We start from the raw sequence: 17,905 nt of genomic DNA, 5'->3' as shown, positions 1-17,905 counted from the left end.
CGGGGTACATCTCTTTAAGGTCAGCTTGCATGCTCAGACTCTGCGACGGGCAGTCGGAGACGAACCGTTGTACCTTCCCCCTTCGTACTCTCGATATGAAAGCTTGCATCCGGGCCAAACTGAAACTTAACCATACGGTATACATACTGAAGCCCTATGCCAAGTCCCACCAAGCGTCTCTCCGGGTTATCGTCGAGCATAAGGCGGTCGATCTCCTCCTGAGACATGCCTTCCCCGTTATCCTTCACTTCGATAAGGACATGCGCCGGCCCATCCTCCTTCACAACGACCTCGATGGCCCCTTGATCCTCCATGCCATGGTACAAAGCATTCTCTACCAAAGGCTGCAGGATGAATCTCGGGATCGGTAATTCCAATGCCCTCGGGTTCGCATGAATATGGACCTCAAATTGAAAATGATAACGAATGCCCTGCAGCTCAACATAATGCCGCAGCGCTTCGATTTCGTCCCTTATACGGGCAGGTCCCCCTTTACCGAGATTGTAGTACAGTACTTTATTCAGCATCGATACAAGGCGGTCAATTTCTTTTTGCCCATGGGCCCTGGCCAGCCAGCGAACCGTATCCAGCGTATTATGTATAAAATGAGGGTTAATCTGCGTCATCAGCTTTTCTACCTCAAGCAGCGCCTTGCCCTTTTCCTTTTGCTCGACCTCTTCAATCAGCTCGAAAATGCGCCTCCTCATATCAGCGAACTCGCGATAAATGACGGCAAACTCCGATATCTGCGATTGCCTCACGGGAAAATGCTCGTAATTATGCTTCACGCTGCGAATGTCTGCATTCAATACATTCAGCGGGCGGTATACGGCACGCCATATGAGCCAGGCGAGACAGCCGCTCACGGCAAGGGTCAGTACGGCAAACATGGCGAACTGCTTGATCCACCGGTTAATCTCAAGCTTGTAGACCCATTCAGGGACGGCCGCCATCACCTTCCAGGACTGATTGCTCGTCTCCTCGAACATATAATAGTCCCCGGACGGCGCCTGCTTCTTTCTGGCCGCAGCAGCACTGGAGCCGACGGGAAAATCGGCGGTGTTCTCGCTGTATACCACCTTGCCGTTATTGTCTACAATAAGATGGACCAAATGGCCGCCGAACTGATCGTTATCCTTGATGATGCTCTCCGCCAATTTAAAATTGGTTTCTATATAGACATACACATCGTCCCGATCGGGAAGCTCCACCTTGCGCAGAATGGACAGCACTTCATTACCGTCAATCGGGTTTAATGAACGATGCGGACCGTAATACGTAATTTTATCAAAACGGATCAGTACGGGGAGCTTCAGGATGTCATCGTCACGCACGTTGAAGTTCTCAAACAGCTTCTGATTGTCGTTGGCGAAGTAATAAAACATCAAACCCAGCGTCGGATTCGTAAAATGGATCAGGCTGAGCTCGCTGCGGATATCGTCATTCAACCTTTTCTTCTCGTACAAGTCGGCGGACAAATAGCTTTCCAGGCTTTTACCGACTCTTCCGTCAAAAGCAAGCTGCTGCGAGGTATGGTTCAGCTGGCCTATCGTATCCTCAAGTGAAATCCGTACCTGATGCAGATTGCTCTGCACTCCGCCTTCCGCCTTGTTCTGCAAAATGGCATACATCGAAACATACGAAATGCTTCCGATCAATATCAGCGGGGTAAGCGAGCTTATGAATAAAATAATGATCAGCTGGTATTTTAACGAATAGGGCTTCGAATAATTTCTTCGCAGCATCGATAGGTTCAATAAACACACCCCGCTTTACGAAACATTAATAAAGCGCTTTCAAATTCTTTTCTTTGTCCGCGCACGATCTGGATGATCCAATTGTGTAAACCGGTTTCCCCTTCTTTATTGCCTATTATATAGAGCAAAAAATCGGCTTACAACCGATTTTTGTTGAATCCAGGTTAAGTTTCAATTAAGCGCTTAATCTTCGATCTTAAAAGTTCGGTTTCTCCTATAATCCTGATTGGCTTAGTTTCTCTTGCTTCCGGTTTATTGGATTTGGCCATGGCACAATTCTTTTTCACCCAAATAACTATGACAATAGTTGTCACTATTATGGTCTATACTGATAATCAAGTCCAGCTGAAGTTGGCATTACGGATGGACGAACTATAGAAGCTAAAGGAGCTGCCCAAAATGATTTTGCAAATGACCCCTTTTATTATGCTGGATGGAAAAGCCAAGGAAGCGATCCGCTTCTATGAGCAGGTATTGGATGCCAAAATCCTGTTTACGCAAACCTTCGGGGAGGCGCCGGATTCATCTTTACCCGAAGAAGCGAAGGACCGTCTGGCCCATTCCGTGTTAAAAATCGGGGAAGCCGATTTGTTCGTAGCCGATACATCACCCGGTCAAGCCCATCAAGCGGGAAATACCGTCAACATCTGCGTTACTACCAACAGCAAGGAGGAAGCGAAGCAATTATTTAATGCTCTGCTTGAGGAAGGTCAAGTGATTTTCCCTCTGCAAGAAGTTCATTTCAGCCCCGCTTACGGTATGGTAACGGATAAGTTCGGCGTTACTTTCCAAATTTTTACCAAAAGATGAGGTTCCAGCCCTTTACCATGTCTAAAAAGACCGTCACGATGGATGTGACGGTCCTGTTTGGCGTCCAGGCGCTTAATAGGAGGCTTGCTGAAGCTGCTCAATAAACATCTTCTCCTCCGGATTTACCTGAATCAGCTTCTCGTAAATCTCCTTGTCCTCTTTTCCGGTTTTGGCTAGAGCCGCCAAATACCAGCGGGCAATAATTTGCTGAATTTGCTGCTGCAGCTGCCCGTTGATTCCCTGCTTCAGGACGGAGGCCGCTTCATCATATTGTTTTTCTATATACATCATTTGACCTACCGCAATGGCCATTTCCGGAGTAACGGAGAACGGAGCCCCCACATTGATCGTTTTGGGCACTGCCTCTAGCTGCTTTCTCTTCTCAACAAATTGACGGAATAATTGAATGCCTTCGCCGCGATGCATGGCAGCTGTTTTGGTGTCTTGAGCCAGCTGTGCCTGCTCGCTTAACTGAAAGCGGACAGATAGCGCCCGCTCATAAAGCGTCTGATCCCATGGAAACTTGTTTAATGCGTCCAACGTTAAGGTTAGTGCAGACTCATAGTCCCTCTTTCTTATCGCTCTCATCCATCTTTCTTCCACAAGCTCCCTCGACCAGGGCTCTACCTTCTGCAGCCGTTCCTCCAGCTTCAGCGCTTCCTGATCGAAGCGTTCATCCTTCGTCTGGTTATAGCCAGAACGCCAAAGATTGATTAACAGCAGCATATAGCCGGGATTGTCCGGCTGCTTATTCAAGGCTTCCTTCATCAAGTCGGTGGTTTGATGCAGATCGACCTCCTGCTGCCCGTACATCGCCTTCATCGCATGCTGCATCGTTCTCCCGCCGGATACATACAATGCCCCGGTTATCATCAGAAAAATAGCCGCGGCTAAAAGCAAGCCTCCGTACAGGAAGGCAGGCTTCGTCTTCGTCAGGCTCCACGTTGTATACCGGCTTGTCTCCGCGGCATCGGGCTGCGCCGTACGCTCTCCGCCGACCGCCGCCATTCCGCCCAAGCACAGGTAAACCAGCGAGGACAAATACACAAAGCTTAAATCAAAATCCATCAGGCTGTGCATCAGCAATGCGCCGGCAACGATGAGATACATCACGTGCGGTTCAAAGCTGCTTTTGGACCGAACCAGAGAACGGATATACCGGAAGCCCGCATAGCCGAGCAGAGTCATAAACGACAGAAGACCGACGGTTCCCTGCTCGATCCATAGCTGCAAAATAAAGTTGTGCGCCTGCCGGCTTGTGTAAGGGTAGCTTTGATACGTCGGATATAAGGACGACCAGGCTCCCCCTCCGGCTCCGAACACAGGATAATCTTTGATGATTTTCAAGGAGTCCAGATAAAACACACCGCGTTCCAGCACGCTGTGCTGCTCCAGATTAATGCTTCGTACCCTCTGCTCCAAGGTTTGCGGCAGCAAGGTTAACAGCGGGCTGTCCATGATCACGATCCCTACGGCAACCAGACCGATTAGCACAAGACCGGATGGCAGTACCCAGCGCCGCGTCCACGGCTTCACCGGCCGGCTGTCTTGCCCCTGCTTCTCTTCTTTTCGTCCACGCAGCAGCACGAAATGCTGGAGTGCCCAGCCGATCAGCGCCGCCCCCAAAGAAACGGCGAACAGCAGCCCCCAGCCCTGCCCTATTGAAGCGGCTGTATGGTTGTTCTGTACGAACAAGGCGGTTTCCGTCATGGGAGTCAGTATCGCCAGCGTCCCTAATCCGGCCAGCAGCAGGTGAAGCAGCAGCATCCATTGTCTGGACATGGTTAACAGGAACAGAAGGAGAAGCACGATAGCAGGCAGCATTAACAAAGCTCCGCGCGATAAAGTCAACAAGAGCGACAGCAGTGCGGGAACCAGCATTAATGCGTGGGTCAAAGACATGGCCCTGCTTCTCGACGTGACAGCGCCATAAGCGGCACAAGCGATCACGACCAGCAAAAAGCCGGCATTGGCATTCGGGTATTGGAAGATGTTATTTAACCGCAAGCCATAGGCTTCTACCACGACAGCCGCTTGATAATGCGCGTTCCCGAATAAATTAAGAAGTCCGTATATCGTTACGATATAAGTACTTACGACAAGAATTTGCGGCAGCCATCTACGGCCTGAAGCATGCATCGTGATGACCAGGCCTAACAAGAACATCATGGCATAAAACACTTGAACCTGAATCAGCAAAAATGCATAATGGACCGATACGGCTTGTATGTACGACAAAACGGCACTGATCGGCATCAGCCATGCCAGCCCAAGCGATAGGCTGTGGTCCCTCCACTGTACCCGATATTTGACTGCATAGACAGCGATGAGCAATAAAATAAAGGACGCCAGCAGTAAGGTGCCCTGGATCGGCACTTCATAGGCGATATTCGATTTCGGGTCTCCCTCGATTCTTGCGGATAAGAACAATCCCGTTAAATAAGGAACGAACAGCAAATAGGCCGTTACAAAACTAAAAAACAGCCCGTACATCACCGTGCTTCTTTCTTCACCCCTTGCGGACTTCAAGCCCGCTCCTCTACTGCGGTACTTCGTTTGCGTTTGCATGTAAATGACCCTCCATCGGTTTCGCTCAACTCCTTGCTTCTCTATTACATAGACGGTAATTTTATGGTAAAAGTTCCTAAAATCATGAAAAATATTGTCAATTTTTGTTGCCATCCGGAATCATCACATTGCTTATAAATAAAATAAGCCGAAAGCTCTCCTTTACGGGGCTTTCGGCTTTCATCTTTAATATCTTATGGCTTTACGTCGTAGATTTTGTACAGGTCATCCAGCATGAGGTTAGCGGCCTTCACGCCACCGGCTGTATTCCAGGTCGTATCGTCGACTTTAATTAATTTGTTGTTTTTGACGACCTTCAGGTTTTTCCACAACGGATCGTTCATCCATTCCTTCTCCTGCTGAGTTCCTTTGCCATCGCCGGTTTCATACGTGAAGTAGAAGACGCGGTCAGCGGCATCCAGCTCAGGCAGACGCTCCTTCGTAATGTCCTCGAACGATTTCTCGTCGCTCTTAGGGTCGGAACGCGGAATTCCGATTTGCTGGAAAATAACGCCGGAGAACATGTTGCCATAGTAGAATCTTGTCTTGCCGCCCATGAAACGCACCACGGCTACCTTCTCTTTCAGCTTGTCGCCCGCTTTGCTCTTGAAGTCCTCAATGCGCTTGTCGAAAGCGGCAATGACCTGCTCTCCTTCTTTCTTCTTGTTCAAAGTATCCGCATATAAGGAGAAGTTGCTTTTCCATTCGCCCCGCAACGTCTCGGAATAAACGGTTGGAGCGATAGCTTTCAGCTGATCATAGATTTTCTCATGACGCATTTTGTTACCGATAATCAAGTCAGGCTTCAAGGAAGCGATAATTTCCAGGTTAGGCTGGGATTCGGTACCGACAGTCGCAACACCGGCCATATCCGCTTTGATATGATCGAACCAAGGCTTTCCGGTATACGATTCTACCGCGCCGACAGGCTTAACACCCAGTGCAAGCAAGGCTTCCGTTCCTTCGTTGGTCAAAATGATCACCTTTTGCGGGTGTGCAGGAACCTCTGTCTCGCCCATGGCATGCGTGATTTTGCGAGGAGCATCCGCAGTCGTCGCTGCACCTGCTTTGTTATCACCAGCATTAGGCTGCGCCTCTTGTTTTCCGCCGCAAGCAGCCAAAAATACAGACAGCATTAAAATGACAGCGACCAGTGCCGCTGATCTCATTCGAAAGGATTGATTCTTGTAAAGCATTTCTGTCTAGACCCCCCAGGCTCGTTCATATGATAATGATTCTCATTCACATCGATAATACTACTGGAACTGGGCGGAGTTGTCAATGTCTTTTTGTTTGAATGATTTCGGCCGCAAAAAAACACTCCTTGTGGAGTGAGTCTGTTGAGAAACCTGAAGTGCTTAAACCATTGCCAATATACTCCAGTGGGGTATGCCCCTCCATATGTAGCATAGTTCGTACAAAACAGGATTTCTCAACAACCAGACTCCATTCGGAGTGTTTATGGCCTCATCAATCAAACAAAGGAGTGGATAAATATCTTTCGCCGTTATCCGGCATGATGACAACGATGTTCTTGCCCTTATTCTCAGGACGCTTCGCTAGCTGTACAGCTGCGTACGCCGCGGCACCCGAAGAGATGCCTACCAGCAAGCCCTCTGTTTTGGCAAGCTGCCGGGTCGTTTGGAACGCATCGTCGTTTTTGACTTTATAGATTTCGTCGACGACATTCCGATTGAACACACTCGGGACGAAGCCGGCTCCCAGCCCTTGGATCTGGTGCGGTCCCCGCTTGCCCCCGGACAATACCGGAGAATCGAAAGGCTCAACCGCGACAATTTGCACGGACGGCTTCTTCTGCTTCAGCACTTCACCTACACCGGTCACCGTTCCGCCTGTCCCGACGCCGCTGACAAAAATATCTACGCCGCCTTCCGTATCGCGCCATATTTCTTCCGCTGTCGTCACTCTATGAATTTGCGGGTTCGCGGGGTTATCGAACTGCTGCGGAATGAACGAATGCGGGATTTCTGCTGCCAGCTCCTCCGCCTTTCTCATTGCGCCCGGCATGCCTTCCGAAGCCGGAGTTAGGACAAGCTCCGCTCCAAGCGCCTGCAAAATTTTTCTCCGCTCGATACTGAACGATTCGGGTAACGTAATAATGAGCTTATATCCTAAAGCAACGGCTGCAAAAGCAAGACCGATGCCCGTATTCCCGCTGGTAGGCTCGATGATGACGGAATTCTTTTGCAGCAAGCCCCGCTCCTCCGCGTCTTTGATCATGGCAAATCCGATGCGGTCCTTAACGCTGCCTGCCGGATTAAAATATTCCAGCTTGGCAATCAATGCCGCTTCCAGTTGGTGCGTTTGGCCGAATTTGGCAAGCCGCAGCATAGGTGTATTTCCGATCAGATCGGTCAAGTTGTTGGCTATATTAGGCATGGAAACCCCTCCTGTGAAACTGCTATTATATGATTCCCTAATGTATGGTATTCAAATCTTAACACCAAAAAAATAGAAAGTAAAATCAGCGGTGCGCCCAGCCGCGCGAAAATGCGTACAAAATCACCCGCAACTTCCGGGGTCATACGGTATCTACATGCCCAACAGGCATCTATCTTTCTGCATCTGTCTCATCTTTTTACCGTTACCGCAAAAACACCTGCCGTCTTATGTAACATCATTCGAAGACTCTCCCCTTTCCGCATGAATATAAAAAGCCCCGCTATGGCTGCAGAAGCCATAACAGAGCTGTTCAAACTGCTTTTGCCCGCTTATTGCGGCATTAATCGGGTCGATACGCCGATCCGGTTCCATGCATTGATCGTAACGATCTGCATAATAATCTCAGCAATCTGCTTCTGATTGAAGTAGCTTTCTACTTCCTCATACACATCGTCCGGAACATGGGTCTCCGCCAGCAGGGTGATGGATTCTGTCAAAGCGAGCACTGCTCTCTCCGCATCCGTGAAGAAGGGAGTTTCCCTCCAGGCGTTCAATGCGTAAATCCGCTGCTCCGTCTCCCCGAGCTTGCGCGCTTCCTTGGTGTGCATATCGATGCAAAACGCGCAGGAGTTGATCTGGGAAGCACGGATTTTGATCAGCTCTCTCAATTTCTTGTCAATGCTTGTGCCTGATACATAAGATTCGAGCCCCAGCATCGCTTGGTATCCTTCCGGAATCACTTGATTCATGACCATTCTTGTTTTCATAAAATAATTGCCTCCTCGTCCCTTGTCGATAGGGGTTATTTTGTCTTTACAATTATTAAGACAATCGGGAAGCTATTTTGTGACATTGCAGCATGATCTATTCAACTTTTTATGCGCTTGCTGAATAAGCCGGTGCGGCTTTCCTGCGGCGGATCATCAGAAGGTAGCAGACGACGGAGCCCACATCCGCAACCGCTATGACAATCCCCATCGGCACGGCTGTGCCGCTGCCGCCCAATCCGACAAGAGGTGCGACAACGCCGCCGGCGATGAACGAGAGCAAGCCCAGGAGCGCCGATGCGCTGCCCGCTGCCTGCGCCTGGTTCTGCATCGCCAGCGCAAAGGAGGTTGCGCTTACGATCCCGACGCTGGACACGACGAAGAACAATGGTACCAGTATCGCATACAAGCCTGCACCGATAAGAATCATTGCAAGCAGCGTTACGCCGCCGAGCATAGCCAGGACGAGTCCGCTAACCAGCAGCTTCTTCTCCCCGAGCTTTCCGGCAAGCCTGCCTGTAATCTGGCCGGCAATGATAATGCCAAGCCCGTTAATGGCGAAGAACATGCTGTACATTTGCGGTGACGCTCCAAATATATTTTGAATGACGAACGGAGAGCCGGAGATATAAGCGAACATCGCCGAAATGACCAATCCTTGACAAAGCGCATAGCCCATGAACATCCGGTCTCCCGCCAAACTGCGGAAGGTCCTGAGCGTGTTTCCGATACCGCCCTTGGAACGGCGCTCTGCCGGCAACGTTTCGGGAAGACCGAACATCACCGCTGTCAGCATTAGCAAACCGAACAGGCTCAATACTATAAAGACGCCGGGCCATGCCGTTGCGCGGAGCAGCTGACCCCCGGCAATCGGAGCGAAGATCGGGGCTACGCCATTAATCAGCATCAGCAAGGAAAAAAACTTGGTCAGCTCCGTACCGGAGTACATATCACGCACGATAGCGCGGGATATGACGATCCCCGCCGCACCGGCAAAGCCCTGAATAAAGCGAAGCACTATCAATGCCCAGATGGACGGACTCCATGCGCATAAAAGCGAAGCAATCGTATAAACGAGCAATCCGACGAGCAGCGGGGTGCGGCGGCCCCTGACATCGCTTAAAGGACCGGCGAGCAGCTGACCGAGCGAGAGCCCTAGCAAGCAGAAGGTAAGACTGAGCTGGGCGAGGGAAGTCGTCGTATGAAGATCGTCGGCCAGCGTCGGCAATGCCGGCAAATACATGTCGATCGATAGCGGCCCAAAGGAAGCCAGGGCCCCCAATATAAGAGCCATCCACAGCCTCCGGGCAGGCACGGATGATGATATGGCATCACTATGTTGTTCTTTCACAAAATCCAACCTTTCCAGTTCATTTTAATTAGGCATCTAATTACTTTGGTGTTCCGACTCCAAATTGCTGTGCATTTGCATCAGCAGCCGCCGGAACAGCATCTTTTCCTCCGGACGGAAATGGTCGAAGCATTTGTCTTCTATGACATGCAGCGCTTCCTTAACCTTCTCCGCGGCAAATCTCCCCTTGTCCGTAAGATACACCCTGGATATGCGCTGGTCGTCCGGATCGGGTCTTCTTTCAAGCAGGCCTACCTTCTCCATCCGGGTAATCATGACGGTAAGGGTCGCAGGCTGAATATGAATCCGGGAAGCCAGCTCCTTCTGAATCTGCCCGTCCTGCTCCGCTAGCCTTAGCAGCAGCGGCGGCTGGCCGGGATACACTTCATATTGCTGAATCAGCTTATCGACGTTTTGCCTATGAAGCTTCAGCACATGCTTCATCAAATGCGTCAATGCATCGGTATGTTGAAAGCTCAAGGACGCCCCTCCTCTTATAATTAGCCAGCTAACCAAATGTTAGTGTAGACCGAAGGAGACGTTTCCGTCAACCTTTTTCAAGTCGTTATTTTATTAGTTTTCGCGAAATTCATGTGAGTTTTAGCTATGTTGGGACAGGTCTAAATTCGCTAAGCTTAGGGGGAAGACGCATGAAACCGACTAAAATCCCCCATCCGGCGTCTTACATCCAACCGGGAGGTGAGCTGTACTCGCACCACGCATTGCGGCAGTCCAAATTATTTTTTTAAGGAGGATGCTTAATGATGAAAAGCAATAAGAGAGTACTTGGCTGGCTCAGAAGCCGCGCGATATCGGTATCGATTCTGTTCCTGCTGTGCTTCGCACTGGTTCCGTTCTTCGCCGTCTCTACCGCATTTGCAGCGACCAAAACCGTCCCTGCAGGCGATGTTGCAACGCTTCGCAGTTATCTGGCTAGCGCGCAGCCGGGTGATATTATCGAGGTTTCCGGTACCTACAATATTTCGAACGGTACGCTCAGCACTTCTGTAAGCGGTACCAACGGAAACTACATTACCCTTCGCGGGACAGGCGGAGGCGCTACGTTCAACTTCACCGCGTCAGCCGGCAACTCCGCTGTGTACATCAAACACAATTATTACAAGCTGGAGAACCTGACGATCAACTCCAACTCCAATTCCAACAAAGGACTTCTGATTGAAGCCTCCCACGGTTATGTAACGAATGTCACCGTGAAGAACACGCTGGCGGAGGGCTTCAAAATCCGTAAAAACAGCCAATATTGGCTGTTCGAGAATTGCTCCTCCCAATATACGGGACAAAGCGGCAAATTCGGCGAGGGCTTCTACGTCGGAGATGCGGATCAGAACTGGACCACTGCCCCCAACGCCGACCAAAGCGGCTATATTACCTTCTTGAATTGCAGCGCCATCCAAATGAAGAACGACGGCTTTGACTTCAAAGAAGGCACTCATGACATTAAAGTCATCGGCGCAACCATCGATTTCCAGAACACCATTCCTGAGAGTTCGGTAGGTAATAGCGGCTTGTTCATCCGGGCCAATAACGTGCAGGTCATCAATACAACGATCAAAAATAACGCAGGTCCGGGACAGGGCATCCGCGCTAATAAAATGACCGCCTCGGACAACAATTCCTATGGCAGCAACCTGGAAATGAAGGCGCTGACCGGAATCAACTTAACGGGCTCCCTGATCTACAGCAGCTTCACCAACAACACCCTGTACACCGATTATACGACCACCAATGTAGCAGGCGGACTGTATGCCTCCGGCTCCAAAACCGCCACATCTGCGAGTCCGTCTTCGTTCGTCGAGAAAACCTGGAGCGGCGAAGGCGGCGGAACGTACAGCAGCAGCACGACACCAACGCCTGCCAATCTGGCCTTGAATAAAACTGCCTCCGCTTCGACGGAATGGAGCACCACCTACGCGGCAGGCAAAGCCGTTGACGGCACGACAAGCACCCGCTGGGCGTCCGCTTCCGGAACCAATGCAGGACAATGGTTGAGGGTCGACCTTGGCTCCAGCCAAACCTACAGCAAGGTCATCATCAAGGAAACCGACTTCGCCAATATTACCTCCTTCAAGCTGCAATCGTCCAATGATGGCACTACCTTCACGGATATAACCAGCGGCACTACTATCGGCTCTTCCAAAACAGTCACTTTTTCTCCTGTAACGTCCCGCTACATCCGCTTATATGTCGTATCCGCTTCCGACGAAGCGAACGTGAATGAATTTGAAGTATACGCTAATTAACCTTGCTGTAAAATGATTGAAGGCCGGTATTCCAAGGAGATTTCCTTGAGAGGATCGGCCTTCTTTTAGCTGCTGCGCTTCGCATTTGCCCTTATAGACAGCGGTAGAAACCTTCATCCGACATAATCCCACAAGGATCACCGCGGCCGTGTACCCCAGCATGAACGGTTCCATGGGTTGCGTTTGAAGATGTTCTCTCCCTCTCCTTCAACCCCAAGTTTTCCCCAAACCATACAGTTTCACGTCACTGCGTCCATAGTCCCAATCTGCGAAATAGGCCTTGGAAAAATGCAACATTTCGTCTAAGTGTGAGTCTAATAACATGTACTCTGTCGAAAAGGAGGTTATTGGATCTACATATTATCGCAAGTTTTACGTTAAGCGCTGTCAGCCGTTAAAGAGCTGCAGGGCAAAATTTCCACATGCTGCTTAAGGTCACAACGATTATTTTTATTTTAGAGGTGAATGATGAAGTTAAGGTTCATAACTACATTGCTATCGCTGCTGCTTATTGCCCTTCTGATACCTGCCTTCGCCTCTGCCGCTCCGCAAGGTTCGGCCGCTGGCATCCCGTTATACTTCAACGGGAAACAATTGAAGCCCGAGGTTGCGCCGCGAATTATTAAAGACGTGACCATGGTGCCTGTCCGCATCATTGCCGAGGAGCTGGGCTCCAAGGTGACCTGGGACCAGGCACAGCAACAAGTTACGATCACGAAGGATTCGCTGAACATACAAATGGTTATCGACAAGCCTTCAGCTACCGTGAACGGGGTCAAGCTTCCGCTGGATGCCGCTCCGCTGCTGATTGACGGAAACACCCTGCTTCCCGTCCGTTTTATTGCCGAAAACATGGGGATCGAGGTCAACTGGAACGACGTCGCCCGTGCGGTTTATTTGAAAGACAAGTCCGGAGAGACGGAAACCGTTCTGCCGCCTGCAGGCCAGCCTACACCGGACAAGCCCGCGGTCGATGCCAACGGCAGCCCGCTGCCTGTCATTCAATCGATTGAAATGACTCCGAACCAGCTGTTAATTAAAGCCGACAAGGGCGCGCTTCAGCCTAGCTCATTTTCGCTGCGTGATCCGAATCGCATCGTTATCGATATTCCGAATGCCTCCTTGAACCCTTCCCTTTACAAAAATGAAGCGTCCAAAAGCGGGGACACGGTCTCGAATAACGTCTATGTATCGAATGTCCGCTATTCTTTATATAATAATAATCCGTATACCGTTCGCATCGTACTGGATATGAAGGAACCGGTCGATCTCAAATGGGAATCCGGCCTTAACACGGCCGCACTGGTCGGTGTTCTTAACAAAGCCAAATATAAAGTCGTCATCGATCCGGGTCACGGCGATCATGATCCGGGCGCTAAGGGCGCCAACGGCCGCAACGAGAAGGAATTCAACCTGATGATGGGGCTCAAAGTGTACAACCTGCTTCAGAAGGAGCCACAGATACAGCCATCCATGACGCGCAGCGACGATACCTTCATTCCTCTGGACGATCGCGGCAAATTCGCCAACGACCTGAATGCCGATGTATTTGTTTCTATTCACGGGAATAGTTATGTAGCAACATCGACGGGAACAGAAACGTATTATTATAAGGCGGATAGTGTTGAGTTCGCCAACATCATGCACAAGCATTTAGCGGCTGCGACCGGATTGCCGGACCGCGGGGTGCGTCAAGAAGCGTTCCGCGTGGTAAAAATAACAAACATGCCGGCTGTGCTGCTGGAAGTGGGTTACCTGTCCAACCCGGGGGAATCCGCGCTCATGTTTGACGAAGCATTCCAGAATCGGGTCGCCGCAGCTATTGTGGCCGGCATCAAAGAGCAGCTCAACATTCAGTAAGGAATAAGGCGGTGAACGAAATGAACAAAAACATAGTAAACGGTTTGCTCCTTACAGGTGCTGTCGTAATGGCTTTATCCGGCTGCGGCCAAAAGCCTCTGGCCAATGGAGGAACAACCCAGGGCTCCGATAATCCGCCTGTCAATAATCAGGCGACACCAGCGCCGACTCCACAGCCAACTCAGCAGCCCGCGAAGAAAGAGCCTATGACCAGCAAAATCAAGGTATACTATGGGGACGATCAAGCGACGAAGCTGGTGGAGAAGGAAGTCACTATCAGCTATAGCGAGGATAAGGATAAGTACAAGGCGGCGTTGGAAGCTTTGAAGAAAGCGCCGGAAAACGGCAATGTAGTCCCTCTCGCTAAGGCTCTCGGCTATAAATCCGTAGTCTTTAAAGACGGTGCGCTGACCGTGGATGTGAGCCTTTCGGACGAAGGACGCCTTGGCTCCGGAGGCGAATCTATGCTTCTGCAGGCAATCCGGCAAACCGTGTTCCAATTCCCGGAAGTCAACTCCATTGATATTCTGGTGGATGGCCAAGCCGCAGAATCGCTGATGGGTCATATGGATTTGCCTCATCCGATCAAACGATAGCCGCTTGGGTTTCGGATTTCCAGGTCAATCGAGTAGGTGAGGGCGGCTAGCCCTCGTCTTCTCAACCACCGTACATGCCGGTCCGCATACGGCGCGGTTCCTAATGGTTAACGAATTTCAAGATAGCAAGAAGTTAGACTCATTAGCCCTTGGTTGTTCCAGTAGGAACGATTAAGGGCGTTATTTATGCTGCGGGACAATGTCAATTCTTTATCCAGATCGTCTAACAGAATGTTGGGCTAAGAGTGGGCTGTTGGCTGCCATGATAACTTTGCCTTGGACATTACTGTTACGGCAATTTAATCTACTCATGTGCTTCTTTTTTGGGGAAGCCTAATACTATTAGGCTGTTTTAACCAGTTTTTAATGTCTTGGGTAAATTTAGGTGCACCAACAACTCTCTCAATATGTACGAAATCATGAAAATTTTGACTTGGATATTGATTTCTCAGATCCAGCGATGGCACTTGATAGGCTTCTAGAATAGTCTGTATTCGTTTTTGAAGTGGTTCCCAATAAGATTGTGCAGGGTACTTTTCGCTAAAATTAACTGGCATCCATACAATACCTACAGGCAGCTTTCTTCTCTCGCTTTCCTCAAGAACCCAGATTAATGCCTCCAAATTATTCACAAAGTCTTTTTCAACGGACATCCAGCCAAACTGCCGCTCATACCCTTCCCATTTTTCTTTCAGTTTGTCAGGAGGGAGCTGTCCAAAATAGAGCATCTTGTCAGTCCATACTTTTTCCAAATCTGCTCCTAATTTACCTTGCGATATATTTCCAGCAAATGATTTTGCCGAGTTAACGAGGACTTCTCTCATATAATCACGATAAAAGTACACGTAAGGCACATAATAACTTTTAAACCATGGGTAGGTTGGATCCGTATCCAATTTATCCAACATGATATGAGGGTCGATCCCAATAATAAGCATGCCTTCAGGTCTATATAAATCCTTTTTCAATATGGCCTGCAGATCGGCAATTTTTCCATAGGATAGTCCCATCTCAACTAAGGGTAAGGATGATTCTTGTTCGATAAAAGCCGCTGCTACTGCTGAATTACCATAAAAGAGCGGTGCTTCCCTAACTTGATTATGACTTAATAATGTCTTATTAAAATCATCCTTATAGAAGACAAGGGAAGTTCTCATGGGATCCCAAGCCGAAAATAAAATATCGGTAGAAATAAATGCACACAGAAGTAATAAAACAAACGAATTCTTCTTGATCCATTGAATAACAATATTTTGAGTTTTCAACTTAATCACCACGTTCTTTTAAGTATCAATAAAATAATGTAATTGATTCTAGTTATTTTTTGGTAAATATATTAAAATCACCCACATAAAATATAGTCTATATTAATAGAATTCTGGCCAGAGTTCAAATTTATAGGATAGCTCTGTGACAGCTTCGGTCTCATCAACAGGAAGTAATCCCCATACGATGATTGAAAATATTAGTAATAACTTCGACCTTGCCTCTGGGACTAGTAACGTATACGAATAAAATCGGATTGGAAGCGTAGGTTTCGGAGTCGTGATTTTCGGCAACTTCCCATTGCTTCCACAGACACAAACGAAGTCTTCAACGAATCCATTCGCCCAACTATTCGCAATGTGTCTTTAGGGATGCCAGATGAACACAGCCAATCCCCCCATTAGGTAAGGGTTAAGCTTGAAAGCAGATTACCGAGGCAATCTGCTTTTTTTGGGCTGCAGCGGATCTGTGGATGAAAAAAGCTGGGGATAACCAATGCTGTGGATATGTTCATAAGTACACGCCGATTTATGCACAGCTTGGCTTTTGAGTGTTGTTGATAATGTGGATAATGATGTTGATAACTGCATTTTCCTCCATACAGACGAGGTTCCATTATAGTACAAAAGCGATCCGTTTGAAAAGTAAAAATTTGCTGTGCACAGCCTGGGGAAGAATGTCGAAAAAGCGCGAATGACAGGCCTATTTATGTTAAAATAGATATACTTCATCGCGAGGGTGATTGTATGACTATTCTGCTCATTGTGCTCATGATTGCTGCGATCGTTCTGTTTATTACCAAATCGCACAATCCGTCCGCCTATTGGATGGGCTTCGTTCTGGTCGGCTGGTTTCTCAGCATGGCCGGCTTGATCCTGTTCATAGCCAAGTACGGCGGATTTTACTATAAAGTCAATATCGTTCTGTTCTTCAATGACAGCATCCGCAACTTTCTGCTTGATTTGCCTATCAAGATTGAAGGCATCAGCCGTATGATCACGATTGGACGATCTTTATTCGTCTTCAGCCTGATCGGGCTGTCGGTGACACTTTTCTACTACCGTCCGTTTCAGCAGCTATGGAAAATATTCGCCCTCAATACACTGCTTCCCATCGCGAATATTATTTTTTATGATCCTATCATTTATAAATGGGCCCTGTCCGTCCTGGACCGCAATGTTACTTACATGATCGGCTGGGTCACTCGCGGCTGGCTCGTCGTCTCCCTTCTCGTTGCGTTGGCGCTCATGATAGGCAAGTACCGGAAAATGACCATCCCCTGGGTCAAGAAGCAGAGCAAGCACATTCTGTACGGTGTGGTCTCCCTTGTATTGTTTTATTTTTATCTCGGCTTTATGGGACCGCTTCAGGTGTTCGATGTACGCACGTATTATGTGCTTTATTCGGACTTTTCCAACTTTAATCCCCCTCTTACTTTGTTCGGCTGGTATGCCAGCATCGGCTTTACCGGCGTTCTATCCGTCATCAGCATCCTTTCGATTTGGCGCTATACCGAAGTAGAGAAAACGATGGGCAAGAGCGATCTGCAGCTGCAGCGCAAGCTCAATACCGCCAATATGGGTGCCCGTGTCTTCACACACGCTATCAAAAATCAGCTGCTCATGATTCAGCTGCTGATCCGGCAGGCTCAGGAACAGGCTGCGGCTCAAGGAGCTTCACCTGCAAACAGCTCCATGCAACCGCTTACGAAGGCAAGCGATATCGTCTCACATACTCTCGGCAGATTGGATCAGCTCTATGACTCGTTCAAGACGAACCAGCTTCATCTGAGACCCGTTGCGGTTCAATCGCTCATGCAGCAAACGCTCGAACGGCTGAAGGTCATCCCGGAGCATGTCGAGTTTGAGGCTGTCATGCCCGATGACGGCTGCATGGTATTGGCGGATGCCGAACACTTGTCGGAGGCTCTCTACAATTTGGTGATTAACGCCATAGAAGCGATTGACGAAGATAGCGGAGGCCTGGTGCAGCTGAACAGCTATGTGGAGGAGAATTGGGTTATTATCCAAATTATCGATAACGGACCGGGGATTGAAGCCGAGCTGCAAGAAACGATCTTCGATCCGTTCTATACCAATAAGAATACGACCAAGAACTGGGGAGTCGGGCTCTCCTTCAGCAAGCATATCGTGCTGGGCCACTACGGCCGCATCCATCTGGACAGCAAGCCTGGCGAGGGAAGCACCTTTCAAATTATTGTTCCGCTCTATGTGTTGAAATCCGAGCAGAAAGAGAGTTGAGAATT

General features: G+C 49.1%; 13 protein-coding genes. 5 read left to right on the top strand and 8 right to left on the bottom strand.

Annotation, left to right across the window (positions count from 1 at the left end):
* Positions 1-20: 20 nt before the first annotated feature.
* A complete protein-coding gene (locus GGC63_RS08520) occupies positions 21-1,757 on the bottom strand; it encodes a sensor histidine kinase (RefSeq protein WP_225948059.1) in 1,737 nt (578 codons plus the stop codon).
* A gap of 399 nt (positions 1,758-2,156) precedes the next feature.
* Between GGC63_RS08520 and GGC63_RS08515 the strand changes: the two genes are divergently transcribed.
* On the top strand, positions 2,157-2,567 hold the full coding sequence (locus tag GGC63_RS08515) for a VOC family protein (RefSeq protein WP_192701920.1): 411 nt from the start codon (positions 2,157-2,159) through the stop codon (positions 2,565-2,567).
* A 72-nt stretch (positions 2,568-2,639) separates the two neighbouring features.
* Here GGC63_RS08515 and GGC63_RS08510 read toward each other — a convergent pair whose 3' ends face one another.
* The 6 genes from GGC63_RS08510 to GGC63_RS08485 all read right to left on the bottom strand — a co-directional run bounded on the left by GGC63_RS08510 (position 2,640) and on the right by GGC63_RS08485 (position 10,136).
* Positions 2,640-5,135, bottom strand: a complete 2,496-nt coding sequence (locus tag GGC63_RS08510; protein WP_192701919.1) for an O-antigen ligase family protein — start codon at positions 5,133-5,135, stop codon at positions 2,640-2,642.
* 194 nt (positions 5,136-5,329) lie between these two features.
* Positions 5,330-6,331: an ABC transporter substrate-binding protein gene (locus tag GGC63_RS08505; RefSeq protein WP_225948058.1), complete on the bottom strand. Its 1,002-nt coding sequence runs from the start codon at positions 6,329-6,331 to the stop codon at positions 5,330-5,332.
* 274 nt (positions 6,332-6,605) lie between these two features.
* Positions 6,606-7,535: a cysteine synthase A gene (gene cysK / locus GGC63_RS08500; RefSeq protein WP_192701918.1), complete on the bottom strand. Its 930-nt coding sequence runs from the start codon at positions 7,533-7,535 to the stop codon at positions 6,606-6,608.
* A 332-nt stretch (positions 7,536-7,867) separates the two neighbouring features.
* Positions 7,868-8,305 (bottom strand): carboxymuconolactone decarboxylase family protein, encoded by a 438-nt coding sequence (locus tag GGC63_RS08495; RefSeq protein WP_079912297.1) that lies wholly within the window; start codon positions 8,303-8,305, stop codon positions 7,868-7,870.
* A gap of 109 nt (positions 8,306-8,414) precedes the next feature.
* Entirely contained in the window at positions 8,415-9,599 is a 1,185-nt protein-coding gene (locus tag GGC63_RS08490; protein WP_192701917.1) for a multidrug effflux MFS transporter, read from the bottom strand.
* A 93-nt stretch (positions 9,600-9,692) separates the two neighbouring features.
* The gene (locus GGC63_RS08485) at positions 9,693-10,136 is read right to left on the bottom strand and encodes a MarR family winged helix-turn-helix transcriptional regulator (RefSeq protein WP_225948057.1); all 444 of its coding nucleotides are present in this window, start codon (positions 10,134-10,136) and stop codon (positions 9,693-9,695) included.
* A gap of 281 nt (positions 10,137-10,417) precedes the next feature.
* Here GGC63_RS08485 and GGC63_RS08480 point away from each other — a divergent pair, with 281 nt between their 5' ends.
* From GGC63_RS08480 to GGC63_RS08470, 3 genes are all read left to right on the top strand, one after another.
* Positions 10,418-11,917, top strand: a complete 1,500-nt coding sequence (locus GGC63_RS08480; RefSeq protein ID WP_192701916.1) for a discoidin domain-containing protein — start codon at positions 10,418-10,420, stop codon at positions 11,915-11,917.
* 465 nt (positions 11,918-12,382) lie between these two features.
* Positions 12,383-13,777: an N-acetylmuramoyl-L-alanine amidase gene (locus GGC63_RS08475; RefSeq protein ID WP_192701915.1), complete on the top strand. Its 1,395-nt coding sequence runs from the start codon at positions 12,383-12,385 to the stop codon at positions 13,775-13,777.
* Positions 13,778-13,797: 20 nt separating this feature from the next.
* A complete protein-coding gene (locus GGC63_RS08470) occupies positions 13,798-14,373 on the top strand; it encodes a GerMN domain-containing protein (protein ID WP_192701914.1) in 576 nt (191 codons plus the stop codon).
* 308 nt (positions 14,374-14,681) lie between these two features.
* Here the strand turns inward: GGC63_RS08470 and GGC63_RS08465 are convergent, their stop codons facing one another.
* Positions 14,682-15,638 (bottom strand): hypothetical protein, encoded by a 957-nt coding sequence (locus tag GGC63_RS08465; protein ID WP_225948056.1) that lies wholly within the window; start codon positions 15,636-15,638, stop codon positions 14,682-14,684.
* A 747-nt stretch (positions 15,639-16,385) separates the two neighbouring features.
* Here GGC63_RS08465 and GGC63_RS08460 point away from each other — a divergent pair.
* On the top strand, positions 16,386-17,900 hold the full coding sequence (locus GGC63_RS08460) for a sensor histidine kinase (RefSeq protein WP_192701913.1): 1,515 nt from the start codon (positions 16,386-16,388) through the stop codon (positions 17,898-17,900).
* The last annotated feature ends 5 nt before the right edge of the window (positions 17,901-17,905 follow it).

It is taken from the genome of Paenibacillus sp. OAS669 (genome assembly GCF_014873645.1).
Taxonomy (GTDB): domain Bacteria; phylum Bacillota; class Bacilli; order Paenibacillales; family NBRC-103111; genus Paenibacillus_S; species Paenibacillus_S vulneris.
This window is presented reverse-complemented; position numbering and strand designations above follow the sequence as displayed.